The 20035-nt window shown below is 66.0% G+C and carries 15 protein-coding genes; 4 read left to right on the forward strand and 11 right to left on the reverse strand.

Going from position 1 to position 20035, the window contains the following annotated elements:
* The first annotated feature begins 58 nt into the window (after positions 1–58).
* Complete coding sequence (locus tag ACSQ22_RS21100; protein ID WP_436131500.1) at positions 59–862, forward strand: HAD-IIB family hydrolase; 804 nt, start codon at positions 59–61, stop codon at positions 860–862.
* A 112-nt stretch (positions 863–974) separates the two neighbouring features.
* Here the strand turns inward: ACSQ22_RS21100 and ACSQ22_RS21105 are convergent, their stop codons facing one another.
* From ACSQ22_RS21105 to ACSQ22_RS21125, 5 genes are all read right to left on the reverse strand, one after another.
* A complete protein-coding gene (locus ACSQ22_RS21105) occupies positions 975–2216 on the reverse strand; it encodes an ROK family transcriptional regulator (protein ID WP_436131461.1) in 1242 nt (413 codons plus the stop codon).
* 13 nt (positions 2217–2229) lie between these two features.
* Entirely contained in the window at positions 2230–2682 is a 453-nt protein-coding gene (locus ACSQ22_RS21110) for an RbsD/FucU family protein (protein ID WP_055393075.1), read from the reverse strand.
* 8 nt (positions 2683–2690) lie between these two features.
* Entirely contained in the window at positions 2691–3497 is an 807-nt protein-coding gene (locus ACSQ22_RS21115; protein ID WP_055393072.1) for an ATP-binding cassette domain-containing protein, read from the reverse strand.
* A gap of 2 nt (positions 3498–3499) precedes the next feature.
* Positions 3500–4459, reverse strand: coding sequence for an ABC transporter permease (locus tag ACSQ22_RS21120; RefSeq protein ID WP_436131462.1), 960 nt, complete (start codon positions 4457–4459; stop codon positions 3500–3502).
* A gap of 165 nt (positions 4460–4624) precedes the next feature.
* Entirely contained in the window at positions 4625–5638 is a 1014-nt protein-coding gene (locus tag ACSQ22_RS21125; protein WP_436131463.1) for a sugar ABC transporter substrate-binding protein, read from the reverse strand.
* A 136-nt stretch (positions 5639–5774) separates the two neighbouring features.
* On the opposite strand from ACSQ22_RS21125, the gene ACSQ22_RS21130 reads away from it, so the two are divergent.
* A complete protein-coding gene (locus tag ACSQ22_RS21130) occupies positions 5775–6833 on the forward strand; it encodes a PfkB family carbohydrate kinase (protein ID WP_436131464.1) in 1059 nt (352 codons plus the stop codon).
* A gap of 3 nt (positions 6834–6836) precedes the next feature.
* On the opposite strand, the gene ACSQ22_RS21135 is transcribed toward ACSQ22_RS21130, so the two are convergent.
* The 6 genes from ACSQ22_RS21135 to uvrA form a co-directional block, all read right to left on the reverse strand.
* Positions 6837–8354: an NYN domain-containing protein gene (locus ACSQ22_RS21135; RefSeq protein WP_436131465.1), complete on the reverse strand. Its 1518-nt coding sequence runs from the start codon at positions 8352–8354 to the stop codon at positions 6837–6839.
* Between the two features lie 71 nt (positions 8355–8425).
* On the reverse strand, positions 8426–9388 hold the full coding sequence (locus tag ACSQ22_RS21140) for a Bug family tripartite tricarboxylate transporter substrate binding protein (RefSeq protein ID WP_055393058.1): 963 nt from the start codon (positions 9386–9388) through the stop codon (positions 8426–8428).
* A gap of 165 nt (positions 9389–9553) precedes the next feature.
* Positions 9554–9985, reverse strand: a complete 432-nt coding sequence (locus ACSQ22_RS21145; protein WP_055393104.1) for an Lrp/AsnC family transcriptional regulator — start codon at positions 9983–9985, stop codon at positions 9554–9556.
* 178 nt (positions 9986–10163) lie between these two features.
* Positions 10164–10520, reverse strand: coding sequence for a hypothetical protein (locus ACSQ22_RS21150; protein ID WP_121421235.1), 357 nt, complete (start codon positions 10518–10520; stop codon positions 10164–10166).
* 202 nt (positions 10521–10722) lie between these two features.
* Positions 10723–11229 carry a hypothetical protein gene (locus tag ACSQ22_RS21155; protein WP_055393055.1) on the reverse strand — a complete coding sequence of 169 codons (507 nt, stop codon included), beginning with the start codon at positions 11227–11229 and terminating at the stop codon, positions 10723–10725.
* Positions 11230–11423: 194 nt separating this feature from the next.
* The gene (uvrA, locus tag ACSQ22_RS21160) at positions 11424–17297 is read right to left on the reverse strand and encodes an excinuclease ABC subunit UvrA (RefSeq protein WP_436131466.1); all 5874 of its coding nucleotides are present in this window, start codon (positions 17295–17297) and stop codon (positions 11424–11426) included.
* Between the two features lie 183 nt (positions 17298–17480).
* On the opposite strand from uvrA, the gene ACSQ22_RS21165 reads away from it, so the two are divergent.
* Positions 17481–18596 (forward strand): ABC transporter substrate-binding protein, encoded by a 1116-nt coding sequence (locus tag ACSQ22_RS21165; protein ID WP_436131467.1) that lies wholly within the window; start codon positions 17481–17483, stop codon positions 18594–18596.
* Between the two features lie 172 nt (positions 18597–18768).
* Positions 18769–19890, forward strand: coding sequence for an ABC transporter substrate-binding protein (locus ACSQ22_RS21170; RefSeq protein WP_436131468.1), 1122 nt, complete (start codon positions 18769–18771; stop codon positions 19888–19890).
* The last annotated feature ends 145 nt before the right edge of the window (positions 19891–20035 follow it).

The following is a 20035-nucleotide window of genomic DNA, read 5'->3' on the forward strand; positions in this document are numbered from 1 at the left end:
CCCTCCGCGACTTTCACCAACGCCCCCTCTCGCCATCCCCATGTCTTCTCGTTCCCCCATGCTTCCGTTGAGTACCTGGAATCCTCCCGCCCGCCTCGTCGGCCTGCTCACCGACATCGACGACACGCTGACCACGGAGGGGGTAGTGCCTGCGCACGTGGTGCAGGCGCTGGAGTCGCTCAAGGCCCGGGGACTGGCCGTGATTCCCATCACAGGTCGCCCCGTAGGCTGGAGCGAGCCCTTTGCGGCCGCCTGGCCTGTGGATGCCATCGTGGCCGAGAATGGTGCTGTGGCCCTGCAGCGCTCTCTGGACAAGCGCGATGCGCTATTAAAACGATATCAACAGGATGCAGCCACGCGCGCAGCCCATTTCGCCCGCATGCAGCAAGTGCTGGCTGACATCGAAGCCAGGGTGCCCGGCGCCCGCCGCGCGACCGACTCGCCCGGACGTGAAACGGACATCGCCATCGACCACAGTGAGTTCACACACCTGCCCCAAGAGCGGATCGACCAATGCGTGGCGATCCTGCGCGCCGCAGGCATGAACGCCACCGTGAGCAGCATCCACATCAACGGCTGGTTCGGGGCGCACAACAAGCTGGAGGGCGCGCGCTGGATCGTGCGCGAGTTGCTGGGACGCGACCTCGACGCGGAGATCGACCGCTGGGTGTATGTGGGCGACTCGACCAACGACCAGCTCATGTTCGAGCACTTCCCCCACAGCGTGGGGGTGGCCAACATCGCGCGCTTTGTGCCACAACTGCAGCACCTGCCGCGTTATGTGACCCAGGGCGAACGTGGCGCGGGGTTTGCCGAAGTGGCGCGGGCGATCCTGGCGGGTCTGGATCGCGGCGGGAGCTGAGCCTGAAGCAGCCTTGGCCGAGAAATTTGAATAAAAATACGGCCTAGCGCTTGATGGATGTGCGCAAATAGCTATATTTTTAATAGCAAACCTTCACAGTCCCATGCTCTTCTCAGGCCTTGAGGAAGATGTCTGTATCCGGCGCGAAACACGCATGCAGCGGCAGCAGCGCTCCGCCCAGCGCGCGGGCGTCCGAGCCCATGGTGCCCAGCTCCAGCCGGGGGGGCTGGTGCAGGCCTTCCCAGTTGTAGTCGGCCAGCGCGTGGCGGGCGCTCTCGCACAGGGCCTGCAGCAGCTCGGGGGCTGCGGCGCCATCGACCACCACGGCGTCCAGATCCAAAAACGCGGTGGCCGAGACGATGCAGTGCGCCAGGCCCGCCGCAGCGCGCGCAATCCAGCCCCGGCTGTGTTCCAGCCACGGGGCCTGCAGCACACGCTTGTCGTAGGCGGCCATAGGGTCGAGGCCATGTTCGCGAAAGCGCTGCTCCAGCTCCCACAGCGATGCCTGGCTGATGAGCTGCGCCGGTGCCTGGCCCGGCTGGGCGGGTGACAGCGGCAGCGAAGCCACCGCACCCGCGTTGCCATGCAGACCGCGATGCAGGTGCGAATTGATGACCAGCCCGCCGCCCACAAAGGTGTCCATGAACAGGTACAAAAAGCTCGGGATGTCGCGCCCGCGCCCCTGCAGCAGCTCGGCCACGCAGGCGGCGGAGGTGTCCTTGGCAAAGGACACAGGCAGCTCGGTCATCTGCTGCACCTGCTCGGTCAGGTCGATGTTGTTCCAGGCTTCGGACTGCGCCTCGGTCAGCCCCAGCATGCGGTGCCAGCCGCCCAACTGGAACGGCGCGGCCACGCCCACACCCACCACGCGCGAGCGCAGCGGGCCCAGGCCGTCGAGCAGCTGGTTCAGGTGCGTGCGGATGGCGGGCAAAAGCACGTCGATGTCGGGGAAGGCGTAGTCGAGCACGATGCGCTCGCGCACGTGGCCGGTGAAATCGACCAGCAGCCAGTCGGCACTGCGGCGGCCGATCTTGATGCCGATGGCAAAGGCGCCGTCGGGGTTGAGGCCAATGGGCACCGAAGGCTGGCCCACACGGCCGCGCACCGGGGCTTCGCGGCGCAGCAGCTGGTCTTCGTCCAGCCGCGCGGTGATGAGGCCGATGGTCTGTGCCGTGAGGCCCGTGACCCGTGCCATCTCGGCCTTGGCCAGGCTGCCGTGGGTGCGCAGCGCCTGCAGCACAACGCGCTCGTTGAACTGACGCAGCCCCACATGGTTGGAGCCGCGCTGGCGCAGCAGCGCGGGGCTGGCGGCAGTGTTGTCAACGGCGGGTAGGGATGCGTCGGTGTCCAGCATGGTGATGAAACGATCAGGCGTTCAGAGTGTCGCCGATGACGCCCTTGCGCAGCAGGAAGTTGCCCCAGGGCTGCAGCTCGCCCGTCACAACGATCGCATAGGCCTTTTTGACGAGCTCGTAGAACGCAAAACGCTCCACGCCTTCGGCCTGCTCGCTGGTCACGCCCTCGCGTGCGAGCACGTCCATGGTTTCGCGCTGCAGGGCCGATCGGTACGGCGCCTCGGTGCCGCCCACCTGCATGTAGGCCACAGGGTGCGGCACGTCCTGCGCCAGGGGCAACACACTGGCCACCGCTTGCACGGCACGCGCCATGCCAATGCCGGGCAGGCGCAGCACGGGCTTGCGCGCGCCCAGGCTCATGGCGGTGAAGTTGGCGTCGGCCAGCACGATGGCGTCGTCGTGGCCCATCTCGGCCAGCACCTTGAGCAGGTCGGGGGTCAGCAGGGGGTCAATGTTCTTCAGCATGGGGCGTTTCAGGCAAGGCATTCGGCGGGCAGGTCAGACGCGGCCATGGCACCGGTCATCACGGCCACGGTATCGCTCATGCTGATCTTCTTGGGGTTGACGACGGCGGCGCGCTTGCCCAGACGGGCGATGTGGATGCGGTCGGCAATCTCGAACACATGGGGCATGTTGTGGCTGATGAGGATGACGGGCAGGCCCTTGTCGCGCACACGGCGGATCAGCTCCAGCACCATGTTGCCCTCCTTCACGCCGAGGGCGGCGGTGGGCTCGTCCATGATGACAACATGGCGTGCGAACGCTGCCGCCCGCGCTACAGCCACGCACTGGCGCTGGCCACCCGAGAGAGTCTCGACCGCCTGCGTCATGGAGCGGATGCCGACCTTGAGCTCGGCCATGCGGGCTACGCTTTCTTCCAGCATCTTCTTTTTGTCGAGCATGCGCAGCGCGCTGCCCAGCAGTCCGGGGCGGCGCAGTTCGCGGCCGAGGAACAGGTTCTCGGCAATCGTCATGGCCGGGGCCACGGCCAGGTCCTGGTACACGGTTTCGATGCCCGCGCGGCGTGCGTCGATGGGGCTCTTGAACTGGATGCGCTGGCCGTCGAGCAGGATCTCGCCTTCGTCGGGCACGGTGGCGCCCGACAGCGCCTTGATGAGGCTCGACTTGCCCGCGCCGTTGTCGCCGATCACGGCCAGGATCTCCCCGGCGCGCAGCTCAAAGTCGGCGCCGTCGAGTGCAGTAACTTGGCCGTAGCGCTTGACCAGGCCCTTGGCCTGCATGACCAGCGGCGCGTTCGTGGTGTGTGGGGAGGTGGTCATGATCAACGCACTCCTTTGCGCGAGAGTTGGTCGGTGGCCACGGCCAGGATCACGAGGATGCCGGTCACCAGGATCTGGTACACCGACGACACGCCCATGAGCGTGAGCCCATTGCGGAACACGCCCACAATCAGCGCCCCCACCAGCGTGCCCAAAATCATGCCGCGCCCGCCAAACAGGCTGGTGCCGCCCAGCACCACGGCGCTGATGGCGTCGAGGTTCTCGGTCTGGCCCGCGTTCGGGTCGCCCGCGCCGGTGCGGGCCACCGACAGCACCGACGCGATGCCGTAGAACAGGCCCGCCAGCACGTACACGCCCAGCAGCACCTTGTCGGTGGCAATGCCGGTGAGGCGCGTGGCTTCGGGGCTGTTGCCCACGGCGTACACGTGGCGGCCGGGCGCGGTTTCGCGCAGCGCAAACCAGGTCATGAGATACAGCACCAGCATGAGCACCGCGCCCCAGACGATGGCGGTCTGCCCCAGCTGGAAGGTGTTGCCCAGTACGGTCATGCCAGCGGGGATGTCGGTGATGGTCTGCGCGCCCGAGTACAGCTGCGTGGCGGCAAACGCGATGTTGAGCGTGCCCAGCGTGACGATGAAGGGCGGCAGCTTGATCTTCGTGACCAGGAGGCCGTTGATCAGGCCGAACAGCATGGTCACCGCCATGCCGCAGGCAATCGCCACGGGGGCCGAGAGGCCGTAGTCCGCCGCCATCTTGGTCATCACGATGCCGCCCAGCGCCATCACCATGCCACACGACAGATCAATGCCCGCCGTGAGGATGACCAGCGTCTGGCCAATGGCGATCACCGCCACCACCATGACCTGCTGCAGGATCAGCGCGAAGTTCTGCGCCGACAGGAAACGCTCGCTCTGCGTGGCAAAAAAGGCGCACGCCAGGATCAGCGCGATGAACGGCCCCAGCGTGGCCAGGGGCGGTAGTTTGGAAGCGGTCGAGGACATGGCGGCTCCGTGCGGGTGGACAAAGGGGGCGCTCAGAAAGCAGTTGACGGTTGGGAGCCGATCGCAAAACTCAGCGAAGCGGTTCTGGCTAGGCGCTGCGTCGCAGGCAGTACGGTAGTACGACAAGACGCAGCAACGACGCCAGAAGAGTTTTGAGAACGGCTCTTACTTGGCGCCCCAGCACAGGTCGGTGCCGGTCTTCACATCCTTGCTGTCCACGCCCGCCATGGGCTTGGCAGCGATCAGCGTCACGCCGGTGTCGGTGTAGCCGCTGACCTTCTTGCCGGTCTTGGCGTATTCCACGCCTGCCGCCACGCCCATGGCGGCCATGCGCAGCGGGTACTGCTGGCTGGTGGCGGCGATCACACCCTTGCCCACGTCGGCAATGCCTGCGCAGCCGCCGTCCACCGAGACGATGAGCACGTTCTTCTCCTTGCCTGCGGCCTTGAGCGCGTTGTAGGCACCGGCTGCGGCGGGCTCGTTGATGGTGTAGACGATGTTGATGTCAGGGTTCTTCTGCAGGCAGTTTTCCATGCCGGTCTGGCCCTTGGCGCGGTCGCCAAAGCTGTCGGCCATGCAGACCACTTCGGCGGGGCGCGACAGCTCATTGCTCTTGGCATCGTTGGCCTGCAGGCCAAAGCCCTTCAGGAAGCCGTTATGCCGCTGCGCGCCCACGGGGTGGCCGGGGAACAGGTCCAGCGTTGCGATCACAGGTTTCTTGCCTGCAGCAGCCGCCTTGGCGTATTGGCCGATCAGTTCGCCCGCCTTGTAGTTGTCGGTGGCAAACAGGGCATCGCTCGCGTCCATCGGGTCGGTGGGGCTGTCCAGGGCAATCACCATCACGCCGCGCGCCTGGGCTTTCTTGATAGCGGGCACGATGGCCTTCGCATCGCTGGGGGTGATCAGGATGGTCTTGGCGCCAGCGGCGATCAGGTTCTCCATGGCTGTGACCTGGCCGGCGTTGTCGCCGTCGGTCTTGCCAGCGGCCGACACCAGCTTGGCGCCCAGCTTCTTGGCCTCGGCGGTCGCCCCCTCTTTCATCTTCACGAAAAAGGGGTTGGTGTCGGTCTTGGTGATCAGGCCTATCACGGGCTCGGACGTTTGTGCCTGGGCCAGGCCACAGGCCATGGCGCCGGTGAGGGCAAGGGCAGAAAGCGCGAAGGCGGGGGTGCGTTGCATGGCGTTGTCTCCGGGTTGTGGGATGGCAGATTCCTGTCGGCCCCGTGCTGCGCGGCTGGCAGGTGAACCACTCTTGTCGGGTGGATGGGATCGAACTATAGTGGCCGACAAGTTAATAAATCAAGTGGATTTACTTATGGTTTTCCCTATCCGGTCCGCCGACTCCAGCCCCGCCCACACCGCACCGCCGCTGCGGGTGGCCACGGCGGGCGAGGCCTTGTTTGACCTGATCGAAGAGCCCGATGGCCGCCTCAAGCCCTGCGCGGGCGGCGCGGTCTACAACCTCACCCGCGCGCTGGGCCTGCAGGGCGTGGGCACGCTCTACCTCAACCCGCTGTCGGGCGACCTGCTGGGCCGCCAACTGGCCCACGGCTTGCAGGAGGCGGGCGTGGCCCTGGCCGCCCCAGCGCCGGTGCGTGCGCCCAGCGCGCTGGCACTGGCCGCACTGGATACCGAGGGCAAGGCCAGCTACAGCTTCTACCGCGATGGGGTGGCCGACCGCCAGGTGACGGCCGATGCGCTCATTGCCGCGTGCGCCGCCCAGCCCCACCTGCAGGTGGTGGCCACGGGCTGCCTGGCGCTGGTGGCGCAGGACGCAGCCATCTACCAGCCCTGGCTGGCAGCGCAGCGCGCAGCAGGCCGCATGGTGGTGGTGGATGCCAACCTGCGCCTGTCGGCCGTGGACGATGCCGGTGCCTACCGCGCCAACGTGATGGCTGCGCTGCAGCACGCCCACCTCATCAAGGTGAGCGACGATGACCTGGAGGCGCTGGCCGTTCCGGGCGCCAACGCATTGGAACGCGCCCACTGTTTGCAGCAGCAAACACCGGCGCAATGGCTTGCCCTGACCCTGGGGCCGGAAGGTGCCTGGCTGCTGCAACGCGACGGCCTGGCCGTGCATGCGCGCGAAGAAGCGCCGATCACGGTGGTGGACACGGTCGGTGCGGGCGACTGTTTTCTGGCGGGTTTGATCACCGCCTGGCTGGCAGGGCCTGAGCGGGGCGAAGAAGCCCTGACCTTGCGCCCGGGTGGCCTGACGGCGCCCGTTTCGGAGGCCCGGCTGCGCGCCGTGCTGCACCATGCGCTGGCCAGCGCCAGCCACTGTGTGGAGCGGGCGGGCTGCACGCCGCCCCGCTACGAAGAAGTGCAAGAGCGGCTGGCGTTGCGGCGCTCAGCGACCGCAGCGGGCCAGTAACACTTACTCGGCGGGTTTGGCGGCCGGCTTGCGGGTCCGGCTGCGCGGACGGGGAGCGGCCGCCTTGGTGGGAGCCGCGCCTTGTGCCTCACCGGCTGGTGCCTCGGCCGCAGAAGCCGATGCCTCGGCACCTGTAGCACCGCCCGCATCCGCCACGGCACGCGCGCCACGCGCTCGGGGCGTGGCAGCAGTCTTGGGGGCGCTGGCCGCTGGCTTGGCACCTCCTCCACTGCGGGCACGGCTGCGGCGAGGGGCTGCAGGCTCGGCACCATCGTTCTCAGCAGGTATCTGCGCTGCCGGGGCCTCGGAACCATCCAACGCTTCGGCGCGCGCATCCTGCTCAGGGCTGCTGTCGATCACCCGCTCCAATGGCCCGGCCTCGTGGGCCACCGGCTGGCTGAAATAGCGGCTGGCCGGGCGCTCTGACGGCACATCCGCCTGCTCGGACGCCTGTGGCTCCTGGTTCGAGTCATTGCGCGGCTCGCTGCGCTGCGTGGAGCGTGTGTCTGGGCGGTCTGCGCCCTCACCACGGCGCCCGCGGCTGCGGCCCGGCGCGCCCTGCCCTTCGCCACTGTCAGAACGCAGATCGGGTGCCGTTGCCACCGCATGAAAGTCGTGCCGCGTGGCGCCGCCCTGGCCGGCTCGCTCACCGGCTCCTTCAGGCCGCGCGGGCGCGGCGGCGGCCGTCGGCCCACCGTGGCTGCGGAACACATACGCACCCGATTTTTCATCGCGCCCAAACTCCAGCAGCCCACGCGCCTGCGCTTCCTCCAGCAGGTTGCCAAAGGTGCGAAAGCCGTAGCGGCCTTCGCTGAAATCGGGCTTGCGGCGCTTGATGGCCTCCTTGAGCACCGAGGCCCAGATCTTGCCGGTGTCGCCGCGCTCGGACAGCAGGGCTTCAAACGTTTCGGCCGCCAGCTCCACGCCCTGGGTGCGGCGCGCGTCCTGGCTTTCCTTGCGGCTGCGCTCCTCCTCGGGGCTGCGGCGTGGCGCGGACGGCGGGTTGCTGCCTGGGGCCTGGCGGCGGGCCTGCGCACGCTGGTTCTCGCGCACCAGGTCGTCATAGAAGATGAATTCGTCGCAGTTGGCAATCAGCAGATCGGACGTGGACTGCTTCACGCCCACGCCGATCACCTGCTTGTTGTTCTCGCGCAGCTTGGACACCAGCGGCGAAAAGTCCGAGTCGCCGCTGATGATGACGAAGGTGTTGACGTGCGACTTGGTGTAGCAGAGGTCCAGCGCGTCCACCACCAGGCGGATGTCGGCCGAGTTTTTGCCGGACTGGCGCACATGGGGGATTTCGATCAGCTCGAAATTCGCCTCGTGCATGGTGGCCTTGAAGCCCTTGTAGCGCTCCCAGTCGCAATAGGCCTTCTTGACCACGATGGAGCCCTTGAGCAGCAGGCGCTCCAGGATGGGCTTGATGTCGAACTTTTCGTACTGCGCATCGCGCACGCCCAGGGCGACGTTTTCAAAGTCGCAGAACAGGGCCATGCTGATGCTGTCGGAGGGGGATGCCATATCGTGTGTGAGTTCCGTTCAATGCTGCGGATCATCACACGGAACGCATTGCGCCCTCCGAAGGGATGGCCTCAGGTGGGTTTGGCCAAGCCCAGTTTCTCTACCAGCGCCTTCTCGCGCGTGAACGTGTCCTGCGCAAACTTCTTGTACGCCGCCGTGCTCATGTACATCGGCACCATGTCATAGCGCGCCAGGGCCGTGCGATAGCTCTCCTGCTCCATGGCCTGCTTGAAGGCATCGTGCAGGCGCTTGACCACCGCATCGGGTGTGCCCTTGGGTGCGCCGATGCCAAAGGGCGAGTTCTGCACCAGGTTCAGGCCCAGCTCCTTGAGCGTGGGCGCGTCGGGGAACTTGGCCAAGCGCTCGGCGCCCCAGGTGTTGAGCACGCGCAGCTTGCCCGCTTCCACCTGCGGCGCAAAGCCGGTGGAGTCGGCCGCCGCCATGATCTGCCCGCCCAGGATGGATTGCATCAGGTCGGCACTCCCCTTGTAGGGCACGTGCAGCAGCTCCAGGCCCAGCTGCTGGGCGATGAGTTCCATCGTCAGGTGCGGGCTGGTCATGGTGCCTGTGGAGCCATAGCTGAGCTTGCCAGGGTTGGCCTTGGCCCAGGCCACGAAGTGCGTCCAGGTCTTGAGGGGCGAGTCGGCGGGCACCACCAGGCCAAACGCGTAGCCGGTGACGTTGAGCACGTAGCTGATGTCTTTGACCGGGTCCCAGTTGATCTTGGTGGTGTAAGGGAGGCGGAACACGCCCAGCGGAATCTGCGCGACGGTGTAACCGTCAGCAGGCGAGGTCTGCAGCGCCTGGGCAGGCAAGGTGCCGCCCGCGCCGGGCTTGTTTTCGACAATCACGGTCTGCCCGAGGATCTTGCTGGCGTTGTCAGCCAACGCGCGCATGGTGATGTCGGTGGGGCCGCCGGCCGGGAAGGCGATGATCAGCTTGATGGGTTTGTTGGGAAAGCTCTGGGCCTGCGCCAGGAACGCGGGGGCGGCGAGGCTGGCGGCTCCCCATTGGATGATCTGGCGACGTTGCATGGCGAAGCTCCTCAAAACGAAAGACAAAAGATTCGCTCATTGGACTGCAGCCCCTCGCGCGGGGCATGCAGGAAACCCCCTAGCCTCTGTCACCAAGGCGGCAGCGCGGCTGGGGCAGGATGGTTCCCGCAACGCGCCGGTAGCGCGCAACACCGCAGGCGTTTGTCACACTTTGTACGTGGACAGCAGCAGGCTGGTTTCCGTGTTGGCAATGCCCGGCGTGAGGCGGATGCGGCCCAGCGCCGCATCGAATGCCTCCAGGCTTTCGGCGCGCACCTCCGCCACGATGTCCCAGCGGCCGTTGGTGGTGTGCAGGGTGCCCACCGTGGGCTCACCGCGCAGCGCATGGATGACAGCGGGCGCCGCATTGCCCTCGACCGCGATGCTCATCCACGCACGGATGCGCTGGGGCTCCGAATCGGGCCGCAGCCGCACGGTATAGCCGACGATGACACCGCCCTCCTCCATCTTGTGCAAGCGGTTCTGAACGGTGCCGCGCGATACACGCAGCTTCTGCGCCAGCGTGGCCACGGGGGTGCGTGCGTCGGCGCGCAGGATGCTGAGGATTTCGCGGTCGGTGTCGTCCAGTTTGGTCATGGCAGGCTCTGTAGCTGGCAGTTCGGCAATTTTCTGTGCATTGTGGCCCTGCAAGCTGGCACGGGCATTTCTTCCGCCCGGCGCAACGCGGACGACTTCTCACGCTGAATCTGGATCAAGAAGGCTGGCAGCGCCCGTCTAGAAAGCATCAAACGCCATCAAATTCATAGCGCTCGCATCACAACGAATCCGTGGGATGCGGGGCCTGCGCATCCAGCCGCGCATCACAACCCACGCCCGATGCGATCCAGCGCCGGGCCAGCGCAGACAGTGCGCGCACAGCCCAGGGATGGGACAGGCCGGTGACACCACCGGGGTCGGCCACCATGCCACACCAATAGCGCTGGTCAGCATCGCTCCAGCGCAGGGCCGTGCAGGCCCCCTTGCGGCGCCGTGACACCAGCATCCCCAGCGGGCAGGGCTCCGCCAGGCAGCACAGCCCACAGCCGTTGCAGGGTGCGCCTTCTGCGGGTTTGGCAGGTGCTGCGGGATGCAACCACACCACGGTGGGGTGAGCAGGCAGTTGTTCGGGCATGGGGGTGCAAAGGGAACATGCGCGAGCGGCAAATGCCCCCCGCGCTCCACGGTGCATTGTGCGGCCCTATTACCGCCGCGCGACTGGCTGCACGACCACAGGCCCCAACAAAAAAGCCCCCGCTGCGATCACAGCGGGGGCCAAACCGGTCGAAGGGACCGGGGAGGGAGACAAGTAAAGAGGGAATGAAACTGCCGCCGGATCAGCAGCCCAGCGGCCGGTTCGGGCGCATGGGCACGATGCCGGTGACGCGCAGGGTGGCGTTCGAGCCATCCGTGGCTGTCAGCGTTTTTCCGCTGAAGCGCACCTGGTCGCTCTCGCGTACCACCGCCGTGTCAGTCGGCTCGCCGCTGGCGTATTCCTTGCCATCAAAGGTCAGGAAGACCTGGTGCAGGCCCGTCGCATCGGGGCGATACCGGATGTCGCCAAAGGCGGTGGCCGAAGAACCCACCTTGTTGGCCCCGTCAAAGCGGAAAGCACACAATTCGGGCACCGAGCCGATGGGGTTTTCCTTGTCCACGCCGGTGAGGTTCAACGTGCCGTTGCCATACACACCGTTAAGACCGTCCACCGTAGCGCTGGTCACGGTCAGCACACCGGGTTCGTTGCTGGGTGTTGGGTCATCGTCATTGCCGCCGCCGCAGGCGACCAGCAGCACAGAAGCAGCCGCAAGGGCAGTACAGGTCTTGAGGAAATGAAAAGCGTTCATGGTGATGGGCGTCCGTAGATGTGGATGGAAGGTGGGGAGCCGATCCCCTGCAACCCATCGTAGGAAGCCCACCCCGCGCAGCGCGTGCGCCATGTTCCGCGTTGTGCGTAGGACATGGGCCGACAGGGGTGTGCGCCAAACCAATGGCTGGCATGGCGCCACCCTGCCCCTGCCGCCCGCGCCGCTCACGTATCTCAGCGCGCCAACACCGCCGCCAGCGCCTTTCCAGTATGTGTGCCCGCCGCCACCACATCCTCGGGCGTAGCGGCTGCCACGATGCGCCCGCCTGCGTTGCCACCTTCCGGGCCCAGGTCCAGGATCCAGTCAGCCTCGGCGATCACATCCAGGTCGTGCTCGATCACGATCACGCTGTGGCCACCATCGACCAGGCGGTGCAGCACGCGGATGAGCTTGTCGACGTCGGCCATGTGCAGGCCCACGGTGGGCTCGTCCAGCACATACAGCGTGTGCGGCGCCTTCTGCCCTCGGCGGCCCACCTCGTCGCGCACCTTGGTGAGTTCGGTCACGAGCTTGATGCGCTGCGCTTCACCGCCAGAAAGTGTGGGCGACGGTTGCCCCAGCGTGAGGTAGCCCAGGCCCACATCCTGCAAGAGCTGCAACGGGTGCGCAATGCTGGGCATGGTGGCGAAGAAGCCCACGGCCTCATCCACCTCCATCTGCAGCACGTCGCCAATGCTCTTGCCGCGCCAGGTCACGGCCAGCGTTTCGGGGTTGAAGCGCGCGCCGTGGCAGGTTTCGCAGGGCACCTTCACGTCGGGCAGGAAGCTCATCTCGATCGTGCGCACGCCCGCACCTTCGCAGCTGGGGCAGCGGCCTTCGCCGGTGTTGAAGGAAAAGCGCCCGGCGGCGTAGCCGCGTGCCTTGGCCTCCAGCGTTTCGGCAAACAGCTTGCGAATGGTGTCCCAAAAACCGATGTAGGTGGCGGGGCAGGAACGCGGGGTTTTTCCAATCGGTGTCTGGTCCACTTCGAGCACGCGGTCAATGCTCTCGAAGCCCGACAGGCCCGTGCACCCGACCAGCGGCGGCGCCTTGCCGGCGTCCATCGCATCGCGCCCTGCCTTGGTGCTGCGCTGCTGCACCCAGGCCTGCACATTGGCCAACAGCACGTCGCGCGCCAGCGTGGACTTGCCCGAGCCGCTCACGCCCGTCACCGCCACCAAACGATGGAGCGGCACGGTGGCCGTCACGTTCTGCAGGTTGTGCAATTGCGCGCCGTGCACGGTGAGCCAGCGCATCGCTGCGCGCTCCTTGGCTTCGTTGAGCGCATCAGCGGCCAGCGATGCAGCCTGCGCTGCGCGCTTCTTCACGGCGGCGCTCTGGCGACCGGTGGGCGCCGCGGCCTCGGCCTGAGCAAAGGCTGCGGTGGCTTCGGCACTCACCTCGCTGGCCGACATGCTGCGGCGCAGCTGCAGCGGATGCTTCATGGCGTGCAGCAGGTAGCGGCCGGTTTGCGAATCTTCGGCGCCCGTGATGTCGGCCACGCTGCCTTGCGCCACCAGGCGCCCGCCGCGTTTGCCCGCGCTGGGGCCAATGTCGATGATGTGGTCGGCGCGGCGGATGGTGTCTTCGTCGTGCTCCACCACCACCAGCGTGTTGCCCTTGTCACCCAGCTTGTGCAGGGCGTTGAGCAGGATCTGGTTGTCGCGCGCATGCAGGCCAATGGTGGGCTCGTCGAGCACGTAGCACACGCCCTGCAGGTTGCTGCCCAGCTGCGCGGCCAGGCGGATGCGCTGGGCCTCGCCACCGCTGAGCGTGGGCGCGCCCCGGTCGAGCGTGAGGTAGCCCAGGCCCACTTCTTCGAGGAATTCGAGGCGGCTCTGGATCTCGGGCACCAGATCGCGGGCGATGTCGCCTTCACGCTGGGTCATGCCGCCTTCGATGCGCAGGGTCTCGATCCAGCGGCGCACATCCGTCACCGACAGCGCGGCGATTTCGGTGATGCCCACGCCTGCAAACTTCACAGCGCGGGCCGTGGCGTTCAGACGCGTGCCGTGGCATGTGGGGCAAGCGGTGTCCTGCAAATCTTCCACCTCGGGCTCGGCAAAGGTCTGCTCGCGGCCCTTTTCCTTGTCGTCTTGTACCGAGTCGTCAAACACCTTGCGCTGGTCCTTGGTGAGCTTGACGCCGGTGCCCACGCAATCGGGGCACCAGCCATGCTTGCTGTTGTACGAGAACAGGCGCGGGTCCAGCTCGGCATAGCTGGTGGCGCACACCGGGCAGGCACGCTTGGTCGAAAAGGCTTGCAGATGACCAATACCGGCCGTGGGCAAGCCGCCCTCCATGGCCGCAGCCAGCGTGTCGATGCTGCTCAGCACATGCACCACGCCCTTGCCGTGCGTGAGCGCGTCGGCCAGCGCCTTGCGGAGCTGGGCTTCGTTCTCGGGCGACACATCCAGGCTGGCAACAGGCAGCTCAATGGTGTGCTCCTTGAAGCGGTCGATGCGCGGGAAGTTGGTGGTGGGCAGGAAGTTGCCATCCACGCGCAGATGCGTAAAGCCGCGCGGGCGCGCCCAGTCGGCCAGCTCGGTGTAGACGCCCTTGCGGTTCATCACCAGCGGCGCGAGCAGTCCGATGTGCTGGCCACGGAACTGCGTGAGCAACTGCGCGGCGATGCTCTCGGGCGTTTGCGGCTGCACGGCTGCGCCGTCTTTGGTGCAGTGCTGGGTGCCCAGCTTGACGTACAGCAGGCGCAGAAAGTGCCACACCTCGGTGGTGGTGCCCACGGTGGACTTGCGACCGCCGCGCGAGAGGCGCTGCTCGATGGCGACAGTGGGCGGGATGCCGTACACGGCATCCACCTCGGGCCGACCGGCTGGCTGCACGATGCTGCGGGCATAGGCGTTGAGCGATTCGAGGTAACGCCGCTGGCCTTCGTTGAACAAAATGTCAAACGCGAGCGTGGACTTGCCCGAGCCGCTCACGCCCGTCACCACGTTGAACTTGCCACGCGGAATGTCCACGCTCAGGTTCTTGAGGTTGTGCTCCTTGGCGTTGACGATTTGTATAGCGTTTTTGGCCGCTGGCGCTTGATTCATATGCGCGAGGCGCTCTGATTTTCGTAGCGCAGCAGCTTTTTCGTGCACCGAGTGGCCGCCCACGCCAAGCGCCAGTTCGTAGTCGCGCAGCGCCTGCCCGGTGTGCGAGGTGGCGTGGGCACGCACGTCCTCGGGCGTGCCCTCGGCCACGATGAGGCCGCCCGCGTAGCCGCCTTCCGGGCCCAGGTCGATGAGCCAGTCGCTGGCGCGGATCACGTCCAGGTTGTGCTCGATGACGATGAGCGAGTGCCCCGCATCGATGAGCTTGCGCAGCGCGCGCATCAACTTGGCAATGTCGTCAAAGTGCAGGCCAGTGGTGGGCTCGTCAAACAAGAACAGCGTGCCTTTGCGGGCGACGGACTGGCGCGATTTGGATGCGCTGCGCGCAGCCTCCGCCAGAAAGCCTGCAAGCTTGAGGCGCTGCGCCTCGCCGCCTGACAAGGTCGGCACGGGCTGGCCCAACGCCACGTATTCGAGCCCTACATCCACGATAGGCTGCAGCGCGCGGATCACATCACGGTCATTGGCAAACAGGTCGGCCGCCTCGGCCACCGTGAGAGCCAACACGTCGGCCACATTCAACGTCCGACCACCACGCTCGATGGTGATCTCCAGGATCTCGGGCCGGTAGCGCTTGCCATCGCAGTCCGGGCAGCGCAGATACACGTCGCTCAGGAACTGCATCTCCACATGCTCAAAGCCCGAGCCGCCACAGGTCGGGCAGCGCCCATCGCCGCTGTTGAAGCTGAACTTGCTGGCCGTGTAGCTGCGCTGCTTCGACAGCGGCGCCACGGCAAACAGTTCGCGGATGCTGTCCCACGCGCCCACGTAGCTCACGGGGTTGGATCGAGCGGTTTTTCCGATGGGGGATTGATCGACAAACACGACATCCGACAAATGGTCGGCGCCCAGCATGCGGTCGTGCGCGCCCGGCGTGTCCGTGGCCTTGCCAAAGTGGCGCAGCAGCGCGGGGGCCAGCACGTCCTGGATCAGGCTCGACTTGCCCGAGCCACTGACACCGGTCACGGTGACCAGCCGCTGCAGCGGGAACTCCACCGTCACATCCTGCAGGTTGTGCTCGCGCGCGCCTTCGAGGATGAGGCGTGGCGTGGATTCGGTGACCATGCGCTTGAAGCCAAAGCCCACATGTTTGCGGCCGCCCAGGTAGGCGCCGGTCAGCGTGTCGGCATTGCGCAAATCGGCCGTGGTGCCGTCAAACACGATCTGCCCGCCCAAGCGGCCGGGGCCAGGGCCCATGTCGATCATGCGGTCAGCCGCCAGCATCACGGCGGGGTCGTGCTCCACCACCACCAGCGTGTTGCCCGCATCGCGCAGGCGTAGCATGGCCTCGGTGATGCGGTGCATGTCGCGCGGGTGCAGGCCGATGCTGGGCTCGTCCAGCACGAACAGCGTGTTGACCAGGCTGGTACCCAGCGCCGTGGTGAGGTTGATACGCTGCACCTCGCCGCCACTCAGCGTGCGGCTTTGCCGGTCGAGCGTGAGGTAACCAATGCCCACGTCGCACAGGTACCTGAGGCGGGTGGTGATTTCTTCGTGCAGCAGCTTGAGCGCTTGGGCGTCGCCGCCCTTGGCGTCGTCGCCCACCGGTAGCTGCATGCGATCAAAGAACTGGCGCAGTCGATCAACGGGCAGCAGCATCAGATCGTGCAGGCATAGGCCGGGCAAGGCCTCCAGTTGCTCGCGCGACCATTGCACCCCCTCAGGCATGAACCGTTTGCCAGGCTCCAGCACCGCATCGGCATCCTCCTTGCGGCCGATGCGCCAGAGCAGGCTTTCGGTCTTGAGCCGCGCACCCGCGCAGGTGGGGCATGGCGTGTAGCTGCGGTACTTGGACAAGAGCACGCGGATGTGCATCTTGTAGGCCTTGCTCTCCAGGTACTCAAAAAAGCGCTTGATGCCGTACCACTGCTTGCTCCATTGCCCGTCCTTGTAGCCGGGGGCGCCGCCGATCACCCACTTTTTCTGGTCGTCGGTCAGCTTGTACCAGGGGGTGTCACGCGGGATACCAGCCGTTTCGGCATGGCGCATGAGGTCGTCCTGCGCTTCTTTCCACGCGGGGGTCTGGATGGTCTTGATGGCGCCCGCGCGCAGCGTGAGCTTGTCGTTGGGGATGACGAGGCCGTAGTCCACGCCGATCACGCGGCCAAAGCCCCGGCAGCTGTCGCAGGCGCCCACGGCGGAGTTGAACGAGAAGGCCGACGGGATGGGGTCGCTGTAGCGCAGGTCGCTGTCGGGGCAGTGCAGGCCCGTCGAAAACCTCCACAGCTCTGGTTCGCTCTCGTCCAAGAGCCGATAGACATTCAAGCGCCCCGTGCCGCGCTTGAGCGCGACCTCGATGGCCTCGATCACCCGCGCCTTCTCGGCATTGCCCAGACGAAACCGGTCGGCCACCACATCCAGCACCTTGCGCGGGCCGGTGGGCGTGGCCACCTCGCGCTCGGCCTGCACCTTGGTGAAGCCACTGGCGGACAGCCACTGCTCCACCTGCTCCGCGCTGGTGTTGGCAGGCAACTCGACCGGGAAAGTCAACACGATGCGGGGGTCACTGGCGGCAGCGCAGCGCGCGGCCAGCTCCGCGTAGATGGTCTCGGGCGTGTCATGGCGCACCGGCTGCGCGGTCTGCTTGTCGAACAACTGGCCCGCACGGGCGAACAGCAGCTTCAGGTGGTCGTTCAGCTCCGTCATCGTGCCCACGGTGGAGCGGCTGGAGCGCACGGGGTTGGTCTGGTCGATGGCGATGGCCGGCGGCACGCCCTCGACCTTGTCCACAGCGGGCTTGTCCATGCGGTCGAGGAACTGGCGGGCGTAGGCGCTGAAGGTCTCCACGTAGCGGCGCTGGCCCTCGGCATAGAGCGTGTCAAACACCAGGCTGGATTTGCCCGAGCCGCTGGGCCCCGTGACCACCGTGAGTTCGCCGGTGCGGATGTCCAGATCCAGGTTCTTGAGGTTGTGCTGGCGTGCGCCGCGGATACGGATCAGTCCCTGGGTCATGGAGGCAGTCTTTTTCGAGGGTGAGGCGGAACATTCTAGGCACCGCAGTGGCGCCCGTCCGGCCTTGCCGCAATACCCTTTGATTGCGGGTCTGCTGACAGGTGCTGTCACAACATCGGGTTATGCCGGTTCGCAAACAGGGCACATTTGTCTAGAGTAGCCAGTCAATCCAAGGAGACGACCATGTACAAATGGACACAATGGGGAGCCGCAGTCGCTCTGGCCGCCGCGCTGTGCGGCGCTGGCCATGCCCAGATCCTGATCGGGCAAACCGCCGGCTTCTCCGGGCAGGTGGCGGCAGGCGTGAAGGAAACCACCGACGGCGCCCTCCTCTATATCGATGCGGTCAACGCCAAGGGCGGCGTCAACGGCCAGAAGATCGAACTGACCTCGCTGGACGACAAGTTCGACCCCAAGCTGGCCGCAGAAAACGCGCGCAAGCTGATCGAAGAAAACAATGTGTCAGCGCTGTTCCTCACACGCGGCACGCCCCACACGGAGGCCATCGTTCCCCTGCTGGAAAAGCACGGCGTGGCACTGGTAGGCCCTTCCACGGGCGCCATGGTGCTGCACCAGCCCGTGCGCAAATACGTCTTCAACGTGCGCGCCACCTACCAGCGCGAGGCAGAAAAGGCCATGACCCACCTGGCCTCCATGGGCATTACCCGCATTGCCGTGGTGTATGCCGACGACAGCTTTGGTGCCGATGGCGTGGCGGGGGCGCAAAAGGGCCTGGCGGCGGCCAAGCTCACACCCGTGGTGCTGGAGAAGTTTGACCGTGCCAAGCCTGATTTCGCCCCGGTTGCGGCCAAGGTGGCCAAGGCAGACACCCAGGCCGTGCTGATGATCGCCTCCGGCTCTGCCGTGGTCGATGGCAGCAATGCGCTGCGCGCCGCAGGCTCTGCCGCACAGATCGTGACGCTGTCCAACAATGCCTCGGGCGGCTTCATCAAGAGCCTGGGCAACAATGCGCGCGGCGTGATCGTGACCCAGGTGTACCCCAATGAGCGCGCGGTGACCTACGCCATGGTCAAGGAAGCCCAGGAGCTGGCCCGGGCCAAGGGCTTGCAGGAGATCAGCCCCGCCATGCTCGAAGGTTTTGCAGCCGCCAAGGTGCTGGTGGAAGGGCTCAAGCGCGCCGGCCCCAAACCCAGCCGCGACAAGATCCACGCGGCCCTGGAAGGCATCAAGAAATTCGACCTGGGCGGACTGGAGGTGAGCTACGGGCCAGACGACCACACGGGCCTGGACTTTGCCGACCTCTCCATCATCGGTACGGACGGCAGGTTCCGTCGCTAAGAGCCTGTTTACGATCTCGCAGGGGATCGCAAACAGGCTCTAGGAGCCATCTCCCGGATGGCCATAGGTTGCGCAGGCCCGGCTCCGTCCGGGCCTACGTATTTCTACAGTTTATTTGTCACCGTTTGTATCTATATTGACGCCTCCAACAAACAGGCATCTTGGGACAAACATGAGATTGACACACTGGCTTCGCGGGGGCGCTACCCTGGCCACCATCTTCGCAATGGTGGGCGCAGCCCACGGACAGATTCTCATTGGACAGACGGTGGGCATCACGGGCTCGGCAGCGGCCACGGTGGCCGAATCCATGCAGGGCGCGGCGCTCTACATTGATCACATCAACGCCCGGGGCGGTATCGCGGGGCAGAAGGTGGAGGTCATATCCCTAGACGACAAATTCGACCCCAAGCTGACCCTCGAAAACACCCGCACTCTCATTGAGGAAAAAGGCGTGATCGGGCTGTTCATGACACGGGGCACGCCCCACACCCAGGGCATCATGCCGCTGCTGGAGCAGCACGGCGTGCCGCTGGTCGGCCCCTCCACCGGCGCCATGGTGCTCCACCAGCCGGTGCACAGGTTCATCTTCAACGTGCGCGCGCCCTACCAGCGCGAGGTGGAAAAGGCCATCACCCACCTCAACACCCTGGGCATCAAGCGCATTGGCGTGGTGCATGTGGACGACACCTTTGGCGCAGATGGCCTGGCAGGTGCACAGCTGGGCTTCAAGGCCAACCAGCTGGAAGCCCTCTTTGTCGAGAAATTTGACCGTGCCAAGCCCGACTACAGCGCGATTGCACCGCGTGTGGCGCAAAAGCAGCCTCAGGCCGTGGTCTTCATCGGCACGGGCGCGGCGGTGGTCGACGGCATCAAGGCGCTGCGCGCTGCAGGGGTCACGGGGCAGATCGTGACACTGTCCAACAATGCCTCGGGCGGCTTTGTCAAACTGCTGGGCGACCAGGCCCGGGGGGTTGTGGTCACGCAGGTCTTTCCCTCCGAGCGGTCGGTGAACTATCCGGTGGTCAAGGAAGCCATGGAGCTGGCCCGCGCCAAGAACATTTCCGATCTCACGCCCGCGATGGTGGAGGGTTTCGTCAGCGCCAAGGTGCTGCTGGAAGGCATCAAACGCGCGGGCACCAAGCCGGACCGCGCCAAACTGCACGCAGGCCTGGAGAGCATCAAGAAGTGGGACCTGGGTGGCGTGGAGCTGAGCTACAGCCCCACGGACCACAGCGGTCTGGTGTTCGCCGACCTTTCCATCATCGGAAGTGACGGGCGCTTCAAGCGATGACGCCCTAAGAAACTGAGGCGCTGTGCGGGCTCTTGCCCTGCGCCGCGCGAGGAGCGGCAGGGGCGGAGTGTGCGGCCCACCGTGACGGCCCCGCACAAAACAAAAGCCTGCGGCCTTTCGGCTGCAGGCTTTTTTGATGGGCTCG

It is taken from the genome of Acidovorax sp. LjRoot38, from assembly GCF_964252975.1.
Classification (GTDB): domain Bacteria; phylum Pseudomonadota; class Gammaproteobacteria; order Burkholderiales; family Burkholderiaceae_C; genus Acidovorax; species Acidovorax facilis.